Origin of the sequence: Rhodococcus sp. AD45-ID, from assembly GCF_003023755.1 — a bacterium.
GTDB lineage: Bacteria > Actinomycetota > Actinomycetes > Mycobacteriales > Mycobacteriaceae > Rhodococcus_F > Rhodococcus_F globerula.
In genome coordinates, this window is record NZ_PYHL01000002.1 from 1,485,433 (window position 1) to 1,504,785 (window position 19,353).

Below are 19,353 nucleotides of genomic sequence, written 5' to 3' on the forward strand. Positions count from 1 at the left end.
ACAAGATTGACGTGATGATTCGGTGAAGCGAGCCCGTTGGTGTGACTGACTCGTCAACTATGTGGTGACGAAGAACCCTCACTCTGAGGAGCTACACCGTTCGTCGCTCTGCGAATCCATCAGGAAGGAGACTTCTTTCCTAGGAGTAACTGGCTCAAGGATCGACTGCTCGGATCTAAAGGGCCGGATTTGATGCTCACCTTCTTACCGGCGGCGAGAGGCGCGGTGCGGTAAACGGGTTGACAATGCGCCCTGACCGTACGGGGGCGAGCGAAGCAATATTGCGGGCTGCGTCGTGTTCCCCATGAGCCGTCCGCGACCAGTGGGCGGCGGAATTTTGCACTGCGAGATCCGATTTGCTTTCTCGCTTTGTAGGTGACGAAGCCCCGCAGTTGGGCGTTTCCCACCAATCGAGTTGCCTAAGGTGTTTCTTTCCACGCCATACCCGATCCGTTCAGAGGTTTTCTGTCTCGAAACGACGATCGGCGGGTTGTCTGAACAACTTTTCGAGAGTTGATGATTGGTGTCGGGGACGAACGGCTGTTCTTTCCTCCGCCGAGTTTTCGGTTTCTGCCGTGCTGAGTTCATGCCGACCTCCGGCAGCACCAGACGCGTGCAGACGTTGAGTTCACCGATCCGGTACCACGTTTCATGAATACCCCGCTGCTGCCCCGGGGAATGTGAGGCTCAATCGGGGAGCGTTACTTGGCAGACGCTGAGATCTCCGAATCCGGCCAGCTTTCCAATCAGCCTGATTTCAGAGCTTACATTCGGGCAACCACCCGTTTATTCTTTTCTTCCAGTAGGCCTCGTAGGTTCGATGCCTGCTGGAATTTACGGTGACGTTACTCCGATGCGCGCTCCACCAGTGCGTGTCCAGCTCTCGGTCGACAACCGGACTGAGGGGGCAAGAGCTACACACTCTCGCGTGACCACCACTGTGCTCCACCTACATTCGGGTGGAGGACCGTCTCGTGCATCGAATGCGAGCCGACGTGGACGAGAGAGGAGCAACCGGTGACTACAGACAGCTACGCCCACACACGTCATGTCGTGAGCATGTCCGGTGTGGAGAAGGTTTTCTCCACCGGCACCACAGCACTCGAGCGCCTCGACCTCGATATCGCGGCCGGGGAATTCGTGTCGTTGCTGGGCGCGTCCGGTTCCGGCAAGTCCACTGTCCTGCGACTGATCGCTGCTCTCGACACCGCAACTGCAGGTGACGTTTCGGTCTTCGGCACCGCGCCTGAGCAGGCTCGACGTAGTGGCCGAATTGCCTACGTATTTCAGGACGCAACGCTCTTGCCGTGGGCTACCGTGCACAAGAACGTCGCCTTACCCCTGAGCCTGGCCGGCCGCCCACGCAAGGAGATCAATGCAGCGGTTGACCGTGCCCTCGACGTCGTCGGCCTCGCGGACCGCAGGCGTGACCTGCCTCGCCACCTCTCGGGCGGTATGCGGATGCGTGTGTCGATTGCTCGCGCACTCACCCTCGATCCGAGCTTGCTGCTCATGGACGAACCTTTCGGAGCGCTCGACGAAATCACACGTCAAGACCTGCAAGCCGAAATCAAGAAGATCTGGCAGAACACCCCTGGTCTCACTGTCGTTTTCGTGACCCATAACGTCTTCGAGGCGGCGTTCCTGTCCACTCGGATCACTGTCCTCGGCTCCCGGCCCGGCCGCGTCGTCGCCGAATTCGACAATCCGGTTGGTGCGCTTCCTGCCGATCAGGTGCGCAGCGATTCCGAATACACCGCGAGCGTTTCCCGTATCTCTGCAGCGCTCGAGAACAATGCCGGACGGATAGCGATATGACCATCAGCATTGACATCGCGGACTCGATCGAACCCTCGCAGTCCGAACACGCGCGCCCCAGTCGACGTACATCGAGGCGTATCAACTTGGCTCCCATAGTGTTTCCGCTTCTGTTGGCTGTTTTGGTCATCACTCTCTGGCAGGTCGTATGCACGGTTCGCGAGATTCCCGAGTACCTCTTCCCCGCCCCGTCGGACGTACTTGACGCGGCGACAGAGAATGCCGGGTTGATCCTGTCCGCGTTCGTCATCACAGGAACCGAAGCTGTGGTTGCATTCGTGGTCAGTGCCGCAGTGGGGATTCTCGGTGCATTCCTGCTATCGAGTCACCGCATAATCGAACTCAGCGCCTACCCCTATGCGATTCTGCTGCAAACGATCCCGAGTATTGCGACGGCACCTCTGATCATCATCTGGTTTGGAGTCACCCAGACCTCGGTGGTTATCATTGCCACGATCATGGCGTTCGTACCCGTGCTGTCGAATACGCTCATCGGTTTACGTTCCGCAGACCGGCGGATGGTCGAGTTGTTCGCGCTACTCGATGCGTCGAAGTGGCAAACCCTGGTGAGGCTACGGATCCCCGCGTCCATGCCGTACATCGTCGGAGGCCTGCGCGTATCGAGCACTATGTCGGTCATCGGCGTCATCGTCGCCGAATACATTTCCGGAATCGGAAGCGGCCGAGCAGGCCTCGGTTTTCTGATCACCAAATCGGCCAGCCGATTCGAAACACCGCTACTTTTCGCGGCAGGCCTCGCGTGTGCCGCACTCGGAATCGTGTTCTTCCAAATCGTCCAATGGTTCGGCCGACTCCTCCTTTCGTCATGGCACGAATCGGAAATGTCCTCCGCCTCCTGACCGGCCTCTTTCATTGCCGGTCTACATCCGTCACCCACTGCTCCGAAAGAACTCTCATGAAGCGCACACGTCTGCTCGCTCCGCTCGTACTCGTAACAGCACTCACGCTGTCCGCCTGCTCCAACGCCGTTGGTACCGCCGATAACTCCGAAACTGACGTCACCATCGCCCTCGACTGGCTCGCCCAACCCACTAATGCCGGCGCGTACATCGCCCTCGAAAACGGCTACTACGACGACGTGGGTCTGAACGTCACCGTGCAACCCGGTGGCACCGAGGCGTCGAGCGTCAAGATCGTCGCCGGTGGCGGCGCGCACTTCGGCCTCGAATACGGCGGCCCGCTCCTGCAGGCGAGGGAGAAGGGGATCGACGTCGTCGCTCTGGCGCCGACCCTGCAAAAGAGTCCTGCTGTGTACGTGTACCACGCCGGAGCAGACATCAAGACCCTCGCGGACCTCAACGGGCGTACCGTCTACACCCAGCCGTCCTCGGGTGACTGGGAACTCACCGTCAAGGAATTCGATCTCGACAAGGTGAGCCCGGTGCAGTTCCAGGGCAGCTACGCGCCGTTCGCAGCCGATACGGATGCTGTTGCGCAGGGCTACGCAACATCGACGCCGGCAACCCTCACAGCGCAGGGCATCACGGTGGGAACGATTCCGAGGATATCCGAAAATGATTACGGCAGTGTTCTTTTCACTACACGGAAACTGATCGACGACAATCCGGAACTGGTAGAGAAGTTCGTCGCTGCCACAGTCAAGGGCTGGGACTTCATTCGGGACGAGCCGCAGAAGGCCGCCGACATCCTCTCCGCCTACATCGAGGACAGCTCGATTGAGGACATCGTCGCCGAATTCACAGCACAGGTTCCGTACATCTGGAGCGGCGACGCCGACACGCACCAGTTCGGTTGGCAGACCCAGGAACGCTGGGACGCGATCTACGAGCTGCAGTTGAGGCAAGGAACGGTCACCGACCGTAGCGCCCTCGACGGCGCATGGACCACCGATTTCCTGCCCGCGTCATGAGCAAACGCATCCGCCTCAACGCGGTTACCGTCAATGGACCCACCGTCTCGCCCGGGCTCTGGGCACACCCCGACGACCATGCGCACGAATTCACCAGCCTCGATTACTGGGTTCGATTGGCCCGAACCCTCGAACGCGGCCGGTTCGACGCCGTGTTCTTCGCCGACATGCTCGGCCTCTACGACGTGTACCACGGGAACCCGGCGCCGGCGCTCACCGGGGCGATCCAGGTACCGATCCACGACCCCACCTATCTGGTGCCGGCGATGGCAGAAGTGACCGAGCACCTCGGGTTTGCAGTCACGGTATCGACGACGTACGAGAACCCGTACACCGTTGCCCGAACCCTTTCGACGCTCGATCTTCTCACCGAGGGTCGCGTCGGATGGAACATCGTGACCTCGAATCTCGACAGTGCGGCCCGACTGCACGGGCATTCCACACAGGTTGACGTCGAAGATCGGTACGCCCGAGGCGAAGAGTTTCTCGACGTCGCATACGAACTGTGGGAACGCAGTTGGGAAGATCACGCGGTTGTCATCGACAAGGCCGCTGGTGTGTACACCGACCCCGCACTCGTGCAGGGAATCGAGCACCGCGGCACATGGTTTTCAGTGCCGGGTGTACATACCATCGATCCGACGCCCCAACGCACTCCGCTTCTCTTTCAGGCCGGAAGCTCTGAGCGGGGGCGACAATTCGCCGCAGCGCACGCCGAAGCTGTCTTCCTGAATACACCGACCATGCAGGCCACCAAATTCATCGTCGACGACGTCCGTCAGCGGGCTGAAAAACTGGGCCGCGATCCCGACTCGGTGTTGTTCTTCCCCAAGATCACACCGATCGTCGGCGCCGATACAGCTGACGCGCACCGTCGTTTTCGGGACTTTCTGCGCTTCTCCAGCACCGACGGCATCTTCACGTTACTCGGAGCATGGACCGGCATCGATTTCGCCGAAGCCGGCGAGGACAAACTACTGGGAATTGCGTCCAAGTCCGATACGCGCGGTCTCGTCGAATCACTAAGGCGTCAGAAGCCTGGTGGCGATTGGTCCAGTGACGAACTCGCCCAGGTTTTCGCATTCGGCACCAGTGCGCTGACAATCGGTGGACCTGAAGAGGTTGCCGACGAACTCGAAGAATTCATCGATTTCACCGGCGCCGACGGATTCAATGTGGCATCGGTCGTCCAACCCGGGACCATCGACGACTTCGTCGACCACGTCGTTCCCGAATTGCAGAAGCGAGGCAGAGTGCAGACCGAATACGCCGCTGGAACCCTGCGTGAGAAGCTCACCGGCCGGGGTCCGGGCCTACCCGACAACCACCCGGGGCGCCGGGCGAGTTCAGCAGTGAGGACACCATGACCAAACCGTTTATTCTCACCTACGTCGAGCAGGCCGGCCCGGCCGCCGACAGCGGTTTGTGGAACCACCCGGACTTCGAGCCGGAACTGTTCAAGAAGCCCAGCTATTGGAACGCCCTGGCACGACAACTCCAAGACGCCGGCTTCGCAGCACTGTTTATCGCCGACATGCCTTCGGTCGGCTCGGACATACCCTCCCAACACGAACATCAGTTGCGTCAGGGGTTCGGGCCACGTATCGACCCGACCTACCTGATTCCGGGAATGTCGCGGGCAGCAGAGCGACTCGGGTTCGTCGTCACCTCCTCGATCACGTATGACCACCCCTATCGGCTGGCCCGAAAGTTTGCAACGCTCGATCACCTCACCGGCGGCCGTGCGGGCTGGAACATGGTGACCACCAACGCCCGTCAGGCAGCGCTCAACCACGGACTCGCAGACCTACTCGAACATGACGATCGCTACGACCGAGGTGACGAGTTCCTCGCCGTCGCCTACGCATTGTGGAATGACAGCTGGGATGACGACGCCGTGCGCCGTGATGCGGCCAGTGGCGTGTACATCGATTCCGACAAGGTCCGACCGGTCGACCACCGCGGCCCTCGATTCTCGGTTCAGGGGATTCCCGTATTCGCACCGTCTCCGCAACGTACACCGGTGCTGTTCCAAGCCGGATCCAGTGAGAGAGGCCGCGAGTTCGCGGCGACTCACGCCGAGGTCGTATACCTCAACGCCGCAAGCGCAGAGGAAACCTCGTTCCTTGTGTCGGACATACGCAATCGCGCCGAGAAGCACGGGCGCGACCCCCAATCCCTGCGCTTCCTCCCTCGCATCATTCCGGTGGTGGGCCCAACCCGCGCCGATGCGGAACGCAAATACGAGGACTTCGTCGATCACCACGACGAAGGGAGCGCCGCGTTCGTGCTGAAACAATGGGCAGGCATCGACGTGGATGCGCTGCCGAATACCGGCGAGATCAATCTCGACGACCTGCCTGTCAAGGGACAGACATCCCAGCACACAGCGGACTACCTGCGCCGACTGAGCCGGTCCGGGCGCCGCTTCACCAAACGAGACCTGTTACGCGCCTATGCATTCGGCGGAGAAGGAAACGTGCAGTTGGGAACTGGTGCCGAGATCGCCGACCAGCTCGAACGGTTCCGAGACGAGACTGGAGTCGACGGATTCAACGTCGCATACATGCTGCGCCAGCACAGCCTGGACGATTTCGTGCAGTACGTCGTGCCAGAGTTACGCGCACGCGGACTACTCGTAATCCCCGCCACCGACCATTCAATTGCGAGGACGCTACGCGAGAAACTGACCGGCACCGGCCCCCAGCTGCCGATCGACCATCCAGGCCGCCGCGCCCACAACCTAGCGGGACAAACAGCGTGAGCGTCAACGAACTACCCGCACTCGTCGACGCCGAATGGCTTGCGTCAACACTGCCGGAAGGCGATATCATCACAATCGACACCACTGTGCTGAGCGTCGCCCGTAGCGGCGGTGGCGTCGAATGGCGCAGCGGCCGAGAAAGCTTCGAACACGAGCATATCCCGGGATCAAGATTCGCAGACCTGCTCGAAGCGTTCTCCTCCCCTGACGCGCAGTTGGTGTTCACGCGCCCGGATTCCCACGGATTCCAGACTGCAGCACGCGCACTCGGAATCGGCCCGGACTCCCGAGTAGTACTGTACGACAATGCCATCAATGCGTTCTCTGCACGCCTGTGGTGGTTGTTCCGCTCATTCGGCCACGACCGAGTCGCAGTGCTCGACGGCGGCCTACAGGCGTGGAAGGCGGCCGGCCACACCCTGGAATCAGGGCTCGCAGCGCCGGTCGACGCCGGGATCTTTGTCGCAGAGCCACGCGACGGGTTCTTCGTCGAGCGCGCCGATGTCCTGGCCGTCGTCAACGGAGAACTACGCGGAACGCTCGTATGCGCCCTCCCGCCGGAAAACCCTGAGGTAGACAGCGGTTTTCGTGGCCGTCCTGGTCGCATACCGGGATCTGTCTCGGTGCCCGCCGCCGACATGCTCTCCCCTCAGACCGGAACTCTTGCACTGACAACACAATTCGACGAACTAGCCGACCAGGACGAGCCGGTGATCACCTATTGCGGTGGCGGGATCTCGGCGAGCCTGGACGCCTTCGCCCTCACTTTGCTCGGGTACCGCAACGTGAGGGTGTACGACGGGTCGCTCAACGAATGGGTGCTCGACGTGAACGCCCCACTCGTTGTCGGCCTCTGACGACGGGTACACCCGCCAGCGCCGTGTTGAATCCGAATACATCTGAGACGGGAAGAATACACAGGGCGCCATCGCCGGGTTGTATCCGCAGGGCGACCGAGTCGGCGTAGGCGTGCCTCACCAAATTCGGTTTCAGCCTGCCCCGAATGCTCTCCGGTGCCACTGAAAATGCGGCAGCGGGCGACGCGATCCTCTCCCCTGGTCTGATTTCTGGCCAGACCGGAGCACTCAACCTGGTCTCCTACTCACTGGCATTTGCACTCGGCACCGCCGGCATGGCCACACATCCTGATCCGCTTCGTCACTGTCCCGGATGCCGGCACAGCCCGAATTCGATCGGCTGGACAGTCGGACTGTGCAGCATGTTCTATCTGATTGTCATTGTGATGGGATTCGGGGCCGCAGCGATACTCGGGCCCAACGGCACCGAACGAGTCGGCGCCGGCGGAAACCTCGCAGCACCGACGCCCGACCCGTCATAGAGGCATCCGTCCCTGAATGGAACCGACGCGCATGATCGCGTCTTTCCGCTGAGAAAGACCGTCGCACGGAGATTTAACCGGGGTTCGAAGTTACTATCCCAAGAACGGAGCGACTGCCCCTTGATAGGAATCCGATAGCCCGAACCGCCCATCCGTACCACGTCGGTTCAACCTTGATCGGCAGTCAAAGCTCGAACCGCGAACGCCGAAATCACGCCCGTCAACACGATATAGAGGCTGATTGCCCACGAGCCATCGAAGATCGACAACAGCTCAAGGTAGATGATCGGCACGAATGCAGATCCGAGAACCGTTCCGATGCCCAATGCCAAAGACATACCTGTGTAGCGAATCGATACAGTGAACGCCTCCGCGTACAAGACGCCTAAAGTTCCGTATGACGCACAGAACCCGACCGTGGCCAGCAAATAACCGGTCACCGTCAATAGAACACTTCCACTGTCGATCAGCCAGAACATGGGGAAGGCGATCACGATGGTTAGCACGATCCCAGTCATGAACACAGCCCTACGTCCGAACCGATCGGACAACACACCGGCTACTGGAATCCCGAAGAAAGCCACGACCGAGCAGGCGACAGCGACCAGGAGCATCGTGTTGCGGGAGAGCCCGATGTATGTGGTGCCGTAGGTGATACTGAATGTGAACAGCGCGTAGAAAATCGCACCCACATTGGCAAAACACAGCGCGGCAAGCAGAACCGGCTTCCAATGGTTCCGAAGCGTCTCAACGATGGGCATGTCGACTCGTGTGCCCGACTCTCGAAGCGTTTTGAAGGCTGGGGTTTCTGAGATCTTGAGTCGAATAACAAGCCCCACGATAACCAGTGTGGCGCTGAGCAGGAACGGAATTCGCCAACCCCAACTCGCAAAGTCATCATCGGGCAGTTGCCCGAGCGCCAGAAAGGTTAGCGTCGACAGGGTCAAACCGAGTGCGAGACCTGACTGTGGAGCACTACCGAACAGTCCTCGTTTCTTCTCAGGTGAGTGCTCGACGACCATCAAGACAGCACCACCCCACTCCCCGCCCAGCGCAAATCCCTGAACGAACCTCAAGACCATGAGCAGAATCGGTGCTGCAACACCGATTGCCTCATAGGTGGGCAATAGTCCGATCGCAAACGTCGCCCCACCCATCGCAATAAGTGAGATGACAAGCATTGATTTGCGTCCGATCTTGTCCCCGAAATGCCCGAACACGACAGAACCGAGGGGCCTACCGAAGTAGCCGACTGCGATACCACCGAACGCCAGAACGGTGCCGACAACTGGATCGTAGGTAGGGAAGAAAAGAGCATTCAGAACCAGCGCCGCAGCGGTCGAATAGGCAAAGAAGTCGAACCACTCGATCGTCGTACCGATCAAGCTAGACGCGACAATCGCGCGCATACGACTCGGCTGAGAGTTCGTCTCGGTCTGTTGATTTTTCCCGACTGATGAAGGGACTTGCTCGGACAACGGTGTCGCATCCATGTAATTACTTCCTGGCAAGGGGCAGGGGTACGGCCATCTGGGTCTATTTACCTTGATGAGTCACGATGAAGACCACCCGCCGTGTGGTAATGGTCACTTTACGGTCGGCAACCACCCCTTGGAACGGGCGATTCGCACGTCAATTGCTACAGAAAATGGGTAGATCTCACACTGCCCCGTATGGTCATCAGAACACGTCCACGCTCGGGAGTCCGGCTGGTGGACAGGATGTTCCAGCGTCATTCATGCTCATATCAATGGGCGGAGAAACTGCGCGCGAGGATATTGGCGTCGACGATGAAGCCGAGATGCGATTTCGAACATCCCTCGCGTAGAGCAATTTTGGAGAACGGTCTTTACATCCGCTATCCGAAAGGAATCATGCGATTGCCCTCGAATTGTTCTCGTCACGAACTCGCACAGCGTGTTTCCTTCCGCGCTGCGCATTCGAAGGCACCCGTTGCTATGTCGAGTTGACTCGGCCGTTCATCACCGCTCGGCAACGCCAACGTCCTGTGCCACTGCTGTCGTCAAGTCGGACTAACGGAGATGATCAACACTTCGAACTTGCATCCTGCAAAGAAGGTTCGTCAAACCTTGAACGTTGGGGTGTGCGGTCGAAGCAGGCACAGCGAGGGCCTCAGGCCGTTATGCCGTGACCATCACCGTCTGTGGGCACAGCCCGAAGGCTGCGGCGACGTACTTTTCGAGAAACTCGATCTGAGTGGAGCGGACCGAGAGCAGTCAGAGTTGCTACGGTCTTGCAACGAATCGGAGTCTGCGAATTATCTTGAATCAGGCTGTACAACAACATCTTCAAGCGCCAGAATGCGTTCCCGATGGACCATTGCACGTTCGGATGAACGCTGCGGATCGGACTTGCCTCCACCAAAGGAGACCCAAGCAATGCGCCGACCAAACTTCGACTGACCGATGGGGTGTACTCGGCACGACACCCCATCGGTGATCAGCGACGGAAGGTCGAGGAATGGCAGGGCCAATCTATAGGAGTCCCGACAAGTATTCGGTGTACACACCCGTCGCGCCCGAAGGGAACCCGTTCAGGAGCTCCTACAACTCATTCGATGCTCCCTTGTACCCGCATATTAGTGACCTGAGGACATCGAGGACGACACTAAGAGCGGGCTGCGGTCAGTGCGGTTGCTACGCGAGACGGGCTGGGATGCCCGATATGCAGGGCCATCCATTGCGAGGTGTCCGTGAGTACATCGAGGTCGATACCTGTACGGATGCCAAGACCGTGGAGCATCCACACCAACTCTTCGGTGGCGAGGTTGCCCGTCGCCCCGCGAGCATACGGGCACCTACCTAAACCCCCTGCTGCAGTGTCGAATTCAGTGACCCCCAACCTCAATGCCGCATAGACATTGGTGAGCGCTTGGCCGTAGGTGTCGTGGAAATGCCCCGCAATCGAGTCGACTGGAACTCCCTTCTCCAAGACTGCGTCGAGCACCGCACGGACATGCCCTGGGGTGGCGACACCGATCGTGTCGCCGAGCGAGATCGACGAGCATCCCATGGCCATCAGTTCCGCGGCGATATCGGCGACGCGGCGAGGATCGACCTTCCCCTCCCATGGGTCCCCGAAGCACATCGAGATGTATCCGCGGGTGCCGACGCCGGCACACTGCGCACCTGCGATTACCCGGTGCGCATTGTCGAGCGCGCCGAGGATAGTGGTGTTCAGGTTCTTGCGGGCGAAAGTCTCGGTGGCGCTGACGAATACGGCGACCTCTTTAGCACCTGAGGCGAGCGCACGTTCGAGCCCGCGCACATTCGGGGTCAGTACGACCTGACGGACAGTGTCCGGTAAGTCGAGTTCCGCCATGAGTTCTTCCGCATCGGCGAGTTGTGGGATCCATTTCGGGGAAACGAAACTCGTCACCTCGAGCGATCGGACACCGGCAACGACCAGGCGACGGCAGAACTCGGCCTTGACCTCGATAGGGACGGTGGCCGATTCGGCTTGTAGTCCGTCGCGGGGTCCGACTTCATACACTCGGACGGCGCTGGGCAGTGTGGGGTCGGTGAATTCGTGGGGCACCGGCCGCCACACCGTATCGCCATCGGCTGACGAGGTAGTCATGTCAGTGCCCGGATCGGAGATCGGCGAGGACTTTTTCGGCGTGTTCGACGCGAATGCTCTTGTCGTTGATGAGCCTCTTGACCACGAGATCGATTTCGTCGCTGGTGGCGCCAGCGGACGCGGCGATGGTGCGAGCGTGCAGGCTCATGTGACCGCGTTGGATTCCCTCCGCTGCCAACGCGCGGCAGGCACCTAGATTCTGTGCGAGTCCGACGGCGACGATCACGTCTGCCAGCTCCGAGGCGGTGGAGACGCCGAGCATCTTCACCGCGGCTTGCGCGACGGGATGGACCTTGGTGGCGCCTCCGACCAACCCGACGGCCATCGGCACTTCGAGAGTGCCCGCGAGATGGCCGTCCGCAGTCTTCTCGAAGTGCGAGAGTGCCGTGTAGCGGCCGTCGGCGGAGATGGCATGCGAGTGGCAGCCTGCCTCGACGGCTCGGGTGTCGTTACCGGTGGCCAACACGGCGGCCGTGATGCCGTTCATGATCCCTTTGTTGTGGGTCGCGGCCCGGTAGGAGTCAGCCTCGGCGAAGGCAGAGGCGTGCACGATATCATCGACTACTTCGTCGCCGCCGAGCAATTCCTTGTCGAAGATTGCTCGTACCCGGGCGATGCGGAGATCCGCCTTGTTAGTCAGGATCCGCAACAACGTGCGACCTCCGGAAATCTCGGCCAGCCGCGGAGCGATTGCCTCGGCCATGGTGTTAACGGCGTTGGCGCCCATGGCATCTCGCACATCGACATGGATGTGCACCACGACGTGCACCCCGGTGCGGGTCGGCACCAGTCGCACGGTGAGTTCACGGGCGCCGCCACCGAACCGCACCAGCATCGGGTCTTGGGCATTGGCCAGTTCAATGATCTCCGCACCGGCTTCGAGCACCCGAAGCCGGGAGGCTTCAGGGTCGGGGCAGTTCAGGATTTGGATCTGAGCCTGCATGACCGGATCAGTGCTCGACGTGTGAAATCCACCGTGTACTCGCGCCATTCGGGCGGCGTTGCTGGCGGCCGCAACCACCGACGGCTCCTCGGTAGCCATCGGCACGAGGTAGTCACGCCCGTTGACAGTGAAGTTCGTGGCAATACCCACCGGGATCCCCATGACACCGACGACGTTCTCGATCATGTGATCGGCCTGCTCGACACCGAGCCCCTGTTCGGGATCGAAGACGGCGACGTCGAGGTCGGACAGGCCTGTCCGCTCGGCGACAACCTTGCGGCGCTCCTGCGCGCTCGAGTCCTTCAAGCCGGGGATGCGACTGTTGACGGGCACTGGCGTTCCTCCACGTACTCGCGGGCGCTCGGACGTTGTCTGTTCCGAAGTCAACCCTGTTATGTGCTTCGCTTCACACAGTAGGACGGTTCTCGGCGTGCAGGTATGTACCGAAAACCCATAGATTCACTGACTTGATGGGTGATCATCACTGCCTACGTAGCTCGTCGAGACGGACCGCCGCAGAAATCCGAAACAGGTGCTCGTCGCTTCGCCAGTCGTCGCCGAGGAGCGACTTCAATCGATCAAGACGCTGCAGAATTGTGTTGGTGTGGTAGTTGAGCGCCCTCGCGGTCTTGGTGGGGCTAGCTTCGTTGCGCACGAATGCCCGCAGGGTCGAGAGCAGGTCGGAGCCCTTGCGCGAATCGTAGTCACGGACAGGGCCGATCGTCTCGTCGATGAACGCATTCAAGGTCCGTGCATCTGTGTCGAATAACAGCGCGTACGGCAAATACGCATTGCTACTGACCGCAGCGTCTGTCGTCCCGAGTGCCGCAAGCAGACGTGCGGTGCGAAGCCCGGATTCGAAGCGGGCAGGAAGGGACTCCGGGGTTGACGCGGTCGGTGTCGTGATCGCCAGCACCGGACTGTGCAGCGTATCTCGTAGGTAATTACGCAGGTCCGCGGCGATCCCGGACGGAGAGGTGGCGGTAAGGATGACCACGACCATCCCGGCATGTTCACCGACCAGACCGTGATCGCCGACGAACCCTGTTGCGGCACGGGCGGCGGCGCCGCGGTCGTCGGCGGGGACGGAGAGAAGTACGACCGAGTCGAGCGCGCCGAGAGTGACGTTCTGTGCACGCACACGCCGATCCAGGTCGCGGCGCCGCTCCGGTGTGGGGTCGAGAAGGTCGGCGACCAACTCCACGCGGGCACGCAGATCTGCGTCGGCAACGGCATTCTGCTGCAGCACCAACAGTGCTCCCACTTGGGCGGCACGTTCGATAGTTCGTTCGTCGACCGGCCCGAGATCGGATTCACCGCCGCTGATCAGTACCGCGCCGAAATACAGTTTGCCTGCGGTGATAGCAGCGACGATCGGTGTGCTGGTGTCGTCGACGCGAACGCAATGCCCGGTTGTACGACTGGTCATGACAGCGTCGAGAACCTTCGACGGCAAAGAATGTCTCGACGGCAAGGACAGTGAATCCTGGGTCGAGGTCGAGGTCGACACCGAGGCCGCGACCGGGCGCAGATCTCGATCGACGATCGTGACCGTGCGACCGAGCGCAGTGGACAGAGTGCCCGAAACCTGCTCGAACCCGCCGCCCACCAGAAGTACGTCGATGAGTTCCTGGTGCACGACATTGGACCGATCCCGCACTTCCAGGTACTCGGTAAGCCGGTCCAATGCCGTGCGGGCCTCGTCTTCGGAACGGCGGATCCGTTCGAGCGTGTTCGCGGTCTGCAGTATCACCGACGCATGATCTGCGAGTGCGGACAACATGGCAATCTCCTCCGGCGTGAAGGTGTGCTCAGTTCTGGTGGCGGCGAACAGCACTCCCAGAACCTGCCCTTCGGTCAGCATGGGCACCCCGAGGATGGACACGATTCCCTCGGCCGAGACCGCGTCGTCGATGCGCGTTTCGTGTTCCCCCTCGACCCACTCCTGGTAGTTGTGAACCCATTGCGCTGAACGGGAATTCGCGACCTGGCTGGCCAATCCCATACCGGGCGGAACGCGCAGATGTTGAAACTGCGCCGTCACCGAGCCGACTGTCTTGCGTACGTTCAGCTCTCGGGTCGCCGGATCGAATTCCGACAGGTAGGTGACATCGGTGCCCATCATCTCGTGGGCGCGGCTCACCAACCGCTCGAGGAGCGCGTCGATATCACGGAGTTCGGCGAGTTCACGCGCGCTCGAGAACAACACTCCGAGTTCACGTTCTCGCCGTTGTAGGCGAGTGAGCTCCCCTTGATGGTGGCGTACTTTCTCGGCGAATGCTGCCCGCTCCGGCGCGTGAACGCGGAACCGCTCGAACAACGCACCGACCTCGGGCGAATCGATGGCGAGGTTGCCGACTACGACATCGATCAGGATCCCCAGTGCAGGGGGCTTGGTCCGAGAATCCATCACCAGTGTTTCTCCCAATCGACACAGAACCGCGATGCAATCGAGGTCCCGCCGGTAATGCAGCGGCATCCGTCCAGGTTCCCCGGAGGCCGATGCTGCGTCCAACACGTGACGTAGCCACGGTTTCCTGAAGATAGCGGATATTGCAAATATTCACCCACTGTGTCATTGCCCCACTTATTGCATCAGTTTGTGGGTTGAACCCCCATCGACTAGCTGCCGGCTTGATCCTACTGTGATGGGTAACACACAGCTATCGGCCCTCTTCTGTCGAGGCGAAAGCGACCCGGGCCCATCCACATCCACACCTCATCTTTTCCAATGCACGAGGAGTAGCAATGCAGATACATGTCGGTATCGACGTCGGTGGAACGTTCACCGATGCGGTTGCCATCGCCGACGGTCGGACGGTTCGGGGTAAGGCCTTTTCTACCCGCGATGTCACCACCGGAATTTTGAACGCGCTCGCCGTCCTACGCGAGCGTCTGGGTCTTTCCGAATCGGACTTCTTCGCGCAGATCACCCGGTTCGCGCTGGGCAATACCATCGTCACCAACGCGGTCGACGAGTACAAATTCGCCCCGGTCGGTTTGCTGACCACAGCCGGATTTCGTGACACTCTCCGGATCAGCCGCTCAGCTCGTGGCAGTGAACGCGATCCCCACGAACTGCACCCACGCGCCGATATCCTCCCGCGATCGAACATCTACGAGATCGATGAGAGAGTGGACTCTCAAGGCGTCGTCGTCGCACCGATCAAGGAAGAAGACATCGCAGCAGCAGTCGAGGAACTGTTGGCCGCCGGCGTCGAAGCGATCGCGGTGTGTTTCCTGTGGTCATTCCGCAACCCCCTTCACGAGCAGGCCGTCGGAAGCTACCTGGACAAGCACCATCCAGATCTTCCGTACTCGACATCGAGTGATCTAACCCCTGTGTACCGCGAGTACGAGCGCATGATTACCACCACGCTCGACGCCGCAGTCAAACCCATTGTCAGTTCGCACTTCGGGCATCTTGCAGCGGATCTCAAGGCGCGAGGACTTCAGTGCCGAGTGCAGATCATGCAGGTCCACGGTGGTTTCCTCTCTGTCGAAGAAACCAACAAAGCTCCCATCGCCATGTTCAACAGTGGTCCCGTCGGCGGTGTGACCGGGGCGCGGTTGCTCGGCTCACAACTGGGCCGCGACAAGATCCTCACAGCCGACATGGGCGGTACCAGCCTCGACGCGGCAGCCATCGTCGACGGCAAGTTCCGGGTCTCACCTCGGGCGCAGGTCGGCGAGTGGCCCACCAGCCTGACAGCTGTCGATATCGAATCGATCGGCGCAGGTGGCGGCTCTATTGCCTGGGTCGACGAACGAGCGCTGTTGCGAGTGGGTCCGCACAGCGCAGGATCGACTCCCGGGCCCGCGTGCTATGGACTCGGCGGCCTCAAACCCACCGTCACCGACGCGACGCTGACGATGGGGCTGCTCAACCCGGACTATTACCTGGGCGGCACCGTCGAACTCGACACCGCAAAGGCGAGCGCCGCGATCGATGCGGAGGTCGGCGAGCCGCTGCACCTGACCACAGATCAAGCGGCCCACGGCATCTACCGCCTGACCGTCTCGCAGATGGCGAACGCGTTGCGCAAGATCACAGTCAACCGCGGCCACGATCCTCGAGATTTCTCCCTGGTGGCGTTCGGCGGCGCCTGCGGTCTCTTCGCAGCGGCCATCGCAGCCGAAGCGGGCGTTCACGAGGTCATCGTTCCGCGCAATGCTGCGGTCTTCTCCGCCTACGGACTCATGCACGCCGACAGCGTCTACTCGATCGTGCAGACCACACCGTGGGACTTCGGTATGCCCGCCACCCAACTCGAAGGCGCATTTGCAGCTCTCGAAGAACGCGCACAGGCCTGGTTCGAAACCGAAGGTATCGCCGCGGATCGCCGCGAACTGTACCGCGAAGCCGACATGAAGTTCGCGGGCCAGATCTTCGAGGTCACCACCAAACTGCCCGCCGAAGCCTTCACCGAGAGCGACAAGGACGTCCTGCGCCAGCGGTTCATCGAGGACTACGAAGCCGAATTCGGGCTGGGCACCGCGTGGGCGGAAGCAGAAGTCGTCCTGATGAATGCTCGCGTCCGAGCAGTTGGCGTCAGCGAAGTCCTCGACGTACAGGCGAGCAAGAACGAAGGCGTGCACAGCGCGTATTCACGCGAGATCGTCGACCCCATGACCGGTGAACGGATCACCGTCGACGTACACCGCAACGCCACGGCACTGACCGAACCATTCCACGGTCCCTGCATTCTCGAGGAACCCGACACCACCATCTTCATCCCGCAAGGCGCAGTCGTGGAAAACGGCGCCGACCACCTGTTGATCCGCCTGGCTTCGAACTGACGAGGAAGAGTTCACCTGACATGACTACGACACATGACGCAAACACGTCACTGCCCACGTACGACCCCGTCACGCTCGAAGTGATTCGCATGCGACTCGACTCCATTGTCGAGGAGATGGGCATCGCGATGATCCGCTCGAGCGGATCACCTGTGATCACCGAAGCAGGCGACTTCAACACCGCACTGTTCACCCCGGACGGCCGCATCTACAGCTACTCCGACTACGTCCAGTTCCACATCGGCTCAGGCGGCGTAGCAGTCCGCAACCTGGTCGCCACCATCGGCGATGAGCAACTGCAGCCGGGCGACGCCTTCATCTGCAACGACCCCCACACCTCCGGATCCAGCCATCCGCCGGACACCACCGTCATCTCCCCCGTGTTCTACAAGGGCCAGTTGATCGCCTGGGCGCAGTCACAAGCACACCTCGTCGACGTCGGCGGTATGACACCGGGCGGATTCGCACCCGCCGCACTGGACTGTTACAGCGAAGCGGTCCGCATTCCACCAGGAGTCAAGGTCTTCGAGGCCGGCACTCCGGTCGAGTCCACCAAGCGGCTACTTCTGAACAACGTGCGTGTGCCGGTCCTGTACTGGAATGACGTCCGAAGCCTGGTAGCGAGCAACAACACCGGCATTCAACGGATGCTCGAGGCCATCGACGAGTTCGGCCTCGACACCTTCCACGAGTACTCCGAACTCAGCTTCCAGCTCTCCGAACAGGTGATGCGCGAGCGCATCGCCAAGCTGCCCGACGGACGGTGGGAAGCGGAAGAGTGGACCGAGCACAATGGCCACGACAACGACCTGTACCGCGTGCACTGCGTCATGACCAAGTCCGGTGACCAGGTCACGTTCGACTTCACCGATTCCAGCGACCAAACCGGCGGCTTCGTCAACTGCTCTTACGGAGCACTGCTCGGCAGCGTCGCCAGCGCGATCGTCCCGATCCTGGCGTGGAACGTTCCCTTCAACGAAGGTGTCGTCGCCGCATTCGAGGTCAAGACCCGACGGGGCAGTATCGTTGACCCGGTTCCTCCCGCCCCCATCAGCAACGGCCACCTCACCACGGGAGCTCGTGTCAGCCGTGTGGTGACGAAACTGCTCAACGAGAGCTGCCGCCTCAGCGAGGACGAGATCATCCGCAATCGCACCCAGGGTGTGTGGGCAGACTCCTGGACCGGAGGCATCTCGTCAGGTAACACCGACGACGGCAACTACACCGTGCTGTTCAACATGGACGGCGGCGCCGTGGGCGCCGGTGCCCAACCAGAATCGGACGGCCTGGACTGCGCCGGCATGATGACCCAGGTCAACAACATGCTCCCCGACGTGGAGATGAACGAAATGCTCTACCCGGTGCACTACCTCTGGAAGAGACTGTCTCTGCCCAGTGGCGGACACGGCCGCACCCGCGGCGGCCTCGGAGCCGAGTTCGCGTGGACGCTTCGCGGAGCCGAAGAGGTTGTGCAAACAGTGTTTTCGCCGACCGCCCAGGTACCCGCCGACGGATTCGGAGGCGGACTTCCCGGAGGTGGTAGCGGACACGAAATCTGGCGCGGCACCAACGCCAACTCGCTCATCGACGAGGGCGTAGTCCCTACAGAGACCAACCTCGTCTCCGACGAACGCCAACTCCTCGACATCAACCACACTGGTCTGACAGTCCATCAGAGCGACGTGTTCGTGCAGTGGTGCGCCGGCGGCGGCGGATACGGCGATCCACTCCTCCGTTCGGCCACTACCGTGGCGCAGGACGTACGCGATCGTTACATCACGGCCGCCGCTGCACACGACGTTTACGGTGTGGGCCTCAATGTAGATGGCAATGTTGACGACACCGCAACGATCGAACTCCGCAGTCAGATGCGCGCTGCACGGATCGGCACCACGCCGACACGAAGCGTCCGCGACGATCTGATCTCCGGCCCCGTCTCGCCCACACGCAACGGAAGCTTTTGGGAATGTCCGTCGTGTACCGGTAACCTCGGATCGGCTGACTCCTGGCGAGATGGCTGCCACGCTCGAACTTCTGTGGCCGCCGAATCCATGGAAGCCCTCGGAGTACGTATCCGGCACCGCAACAACGAGATCGGCACTGTGAACCTCGAAGAGCTCTACTGCCCGGACTGCGGCACCCAACTCGACGCCCGGATCAAGGTCGAAGGCGTCACCCTGTCGAAGATCGGAGCATAG

The 19,353-nt window shown here is 60.9% G+C and carries 12 protein-coding genes and 1 pseudogene; 9 read left to right on the forward strand and 4 right to left on the reverse strand.

Annotated features, from left to right (window positions below; all coding sequences use genetic code 11):
- Positions 1 to 1,017: 1,017 nt before the first annotated feature.
- The 7 genes and pseudogenes from C7T36_RS23030 to C7T36_RS23065 all read left to right on the forward strand — a co-directional run.
- Positions 1,018 to 1,818: an ABC transporter ATP-binding protein gene (locus C7T36_RS23030; RefSeq protein ID WP_239654734.1), complete on the forward strand. Its 801-nt coding sequence runs from the start codon at positions 1,018 to 1,020 to the stop codon at positions 1,816 to 1,818.
- Positions 1,815 to 2,678: an ABC transporter permease gene (locus C7T36_RS23035; RefSeq protein ID WP_052683542.1), complete on the forward strand. Its 864-nt coding sequence runs from the start codon at positions 1,815 to 1,817 to the stop codon at positions 2,676 to 2,678. The genes C7T36_RS23030 and C7T36_RS23035 overlap by 4 nt, the downstream gene beginning before the upstream one ends.
- A gap of 56 nt (positions 2,679 to 2,734) precedes the next feature.
- The gene (locus tag C7T36_RS23040) at positions 2,735 to 3,709 is read left to right on the forward strand and encodes an ABC transporter substrate-binding protein (protein WP_045067765.1); all 975 of its coding nucleotides are present in this window, start codon (positions 2,735 to 2,737) and stop codon (positions 3,707 to 3,709) included.
- Positions 3,706 to 5,076: an LLM class flavin-dependent oxidoreductase gene (locus C7T36_RS23045; protein WP_045067766.1), complete on the forward strand. Its 1,371-nt coding sequence runs from the start codon at positions 3,706 to 3,708 to the stop codon at positions 5,074 to 5,076. The genes C7T36_RS23040 and C7T36_RS23045 overlap by 4 nt, the downstream gene beginning before the upstream one ends.
- Entirely contained in the window at positions 5,073 to 6,473 is a 1,401-nt protein-coding gene (locus C7T36_RS23050; RefSeq protein WP_045067767.1) for an NtaA/DmoA family FMN-dependent monooxygenase, read from the forward strand. Before C7T36_RS23045 ends, C7T36_RS23050 begins: the two co-directional genes overlap by 4 nt.
- Entirely contained in the window at positions 6,470 to 7,330 is an 861-nt protein-coding gene (locus C7T36_RS30270) for a sulfurtransferase (protein ID WP_045067768.1), read from the forward strand. Before C7T36_RS23050 ends, C7T36_RS30270 begins: the two co-directional genes overlap by 4 nt.
- Before the next feature lie 116 nt (positions 7,331 to 7,446).
- Positions 7,447 to 7,797, forward strand: a pseudogene (locus C7T36_RS23065) (cation acetate symporter); the annotation flags it as partial.
- 182 nt (positions 7,798 to 7,979) lie between these two features.
- Here the strand turns inward: C7T36_RS23065 and C7T36_RS23070 are convergent.
- From C7T36_RS23070 to C7T36_RS23090, 4 genes are all read right to left on the reverse strand, one after another.
- Entirely contained in the window at positions 7,980 to 9,197 is a 1,218-nt protein-coding gene (locus C7T36_RS23070; protein ID WP_162487748.1) for an MFS transporter, read from the reverse strand.
- 1,243 nt (positions 9,198 to 10,440) lie between these two features.
- Positions 10,441 to 11,412, reverse strand: coding sequence for a hydroxymethylglutaryl-CoA lyase (locus tag C7T36_RS23080; RefSeq protein ID WP_084702821.1), 972 nt, complete (start codon positions 11,410 to 11,412; stop codon positions 10,441 to 10,443).
- Between the two features lies 1 nt (position 11,413).
- A complete protein-coding gene (locus C7T36_RS23085; protein WP_045067771.1) occupies positions 11,414 to 12,688 on the reverse strand; it encodes a hydroxymethylglutaryl-CoA reductase, degradative in 1,275 nt (424 codons plus the stop codon).
- A 148-nt stretch (positions 12,689 to 12,836) separates the two neighbouring features.
- On the reverse strand, positions 12,837 to 14,765 hold the full coding sequence (locus tag C7T36_RS23090; protein WP_045068115.1) for a GAF domain-containing protein: 1,929 nt from the start codon (positions 14,763 to 14,765) through the stop codon (positions 12,837 to 12,839).
- A gap of 338 nt (positions 14,766 to 15,103) precedes the next feature.
- Between C7T36_RS23090 and C7T36_RS23095 the strand changes: the two genes are divergently transcribed.
- Both C7T36_RS23095 and C7T36_RS23100 read left to right on the forward strand, forming a co-directional pair.
- Positions 15,104 to 17,155 (forward strand): hydantoinase/oxoprolinase family protein, encoded by a 2,052-nt coding sequence (locus tag C7T36_RS23095; protein WP_045067772.1) that lies wholly within the window; start codon positions 15,104 to 15,106, stop codon positions 17,153 to 17,155.
- Positions 17,156 to 17,175: 20 nt separating this feature from the next.
- Positions 17,176 to 19,353 (forward strand): hydantoinase B/oxoprolinase family protein, encoded by a 2,178-nt coding sequence (locus tag C7T36_RS23100; protein ID WP_045067773.1) that lies wholly within the window; start codon positions 17,176 to 17,178, stop codon positions 19,351 to 19,353.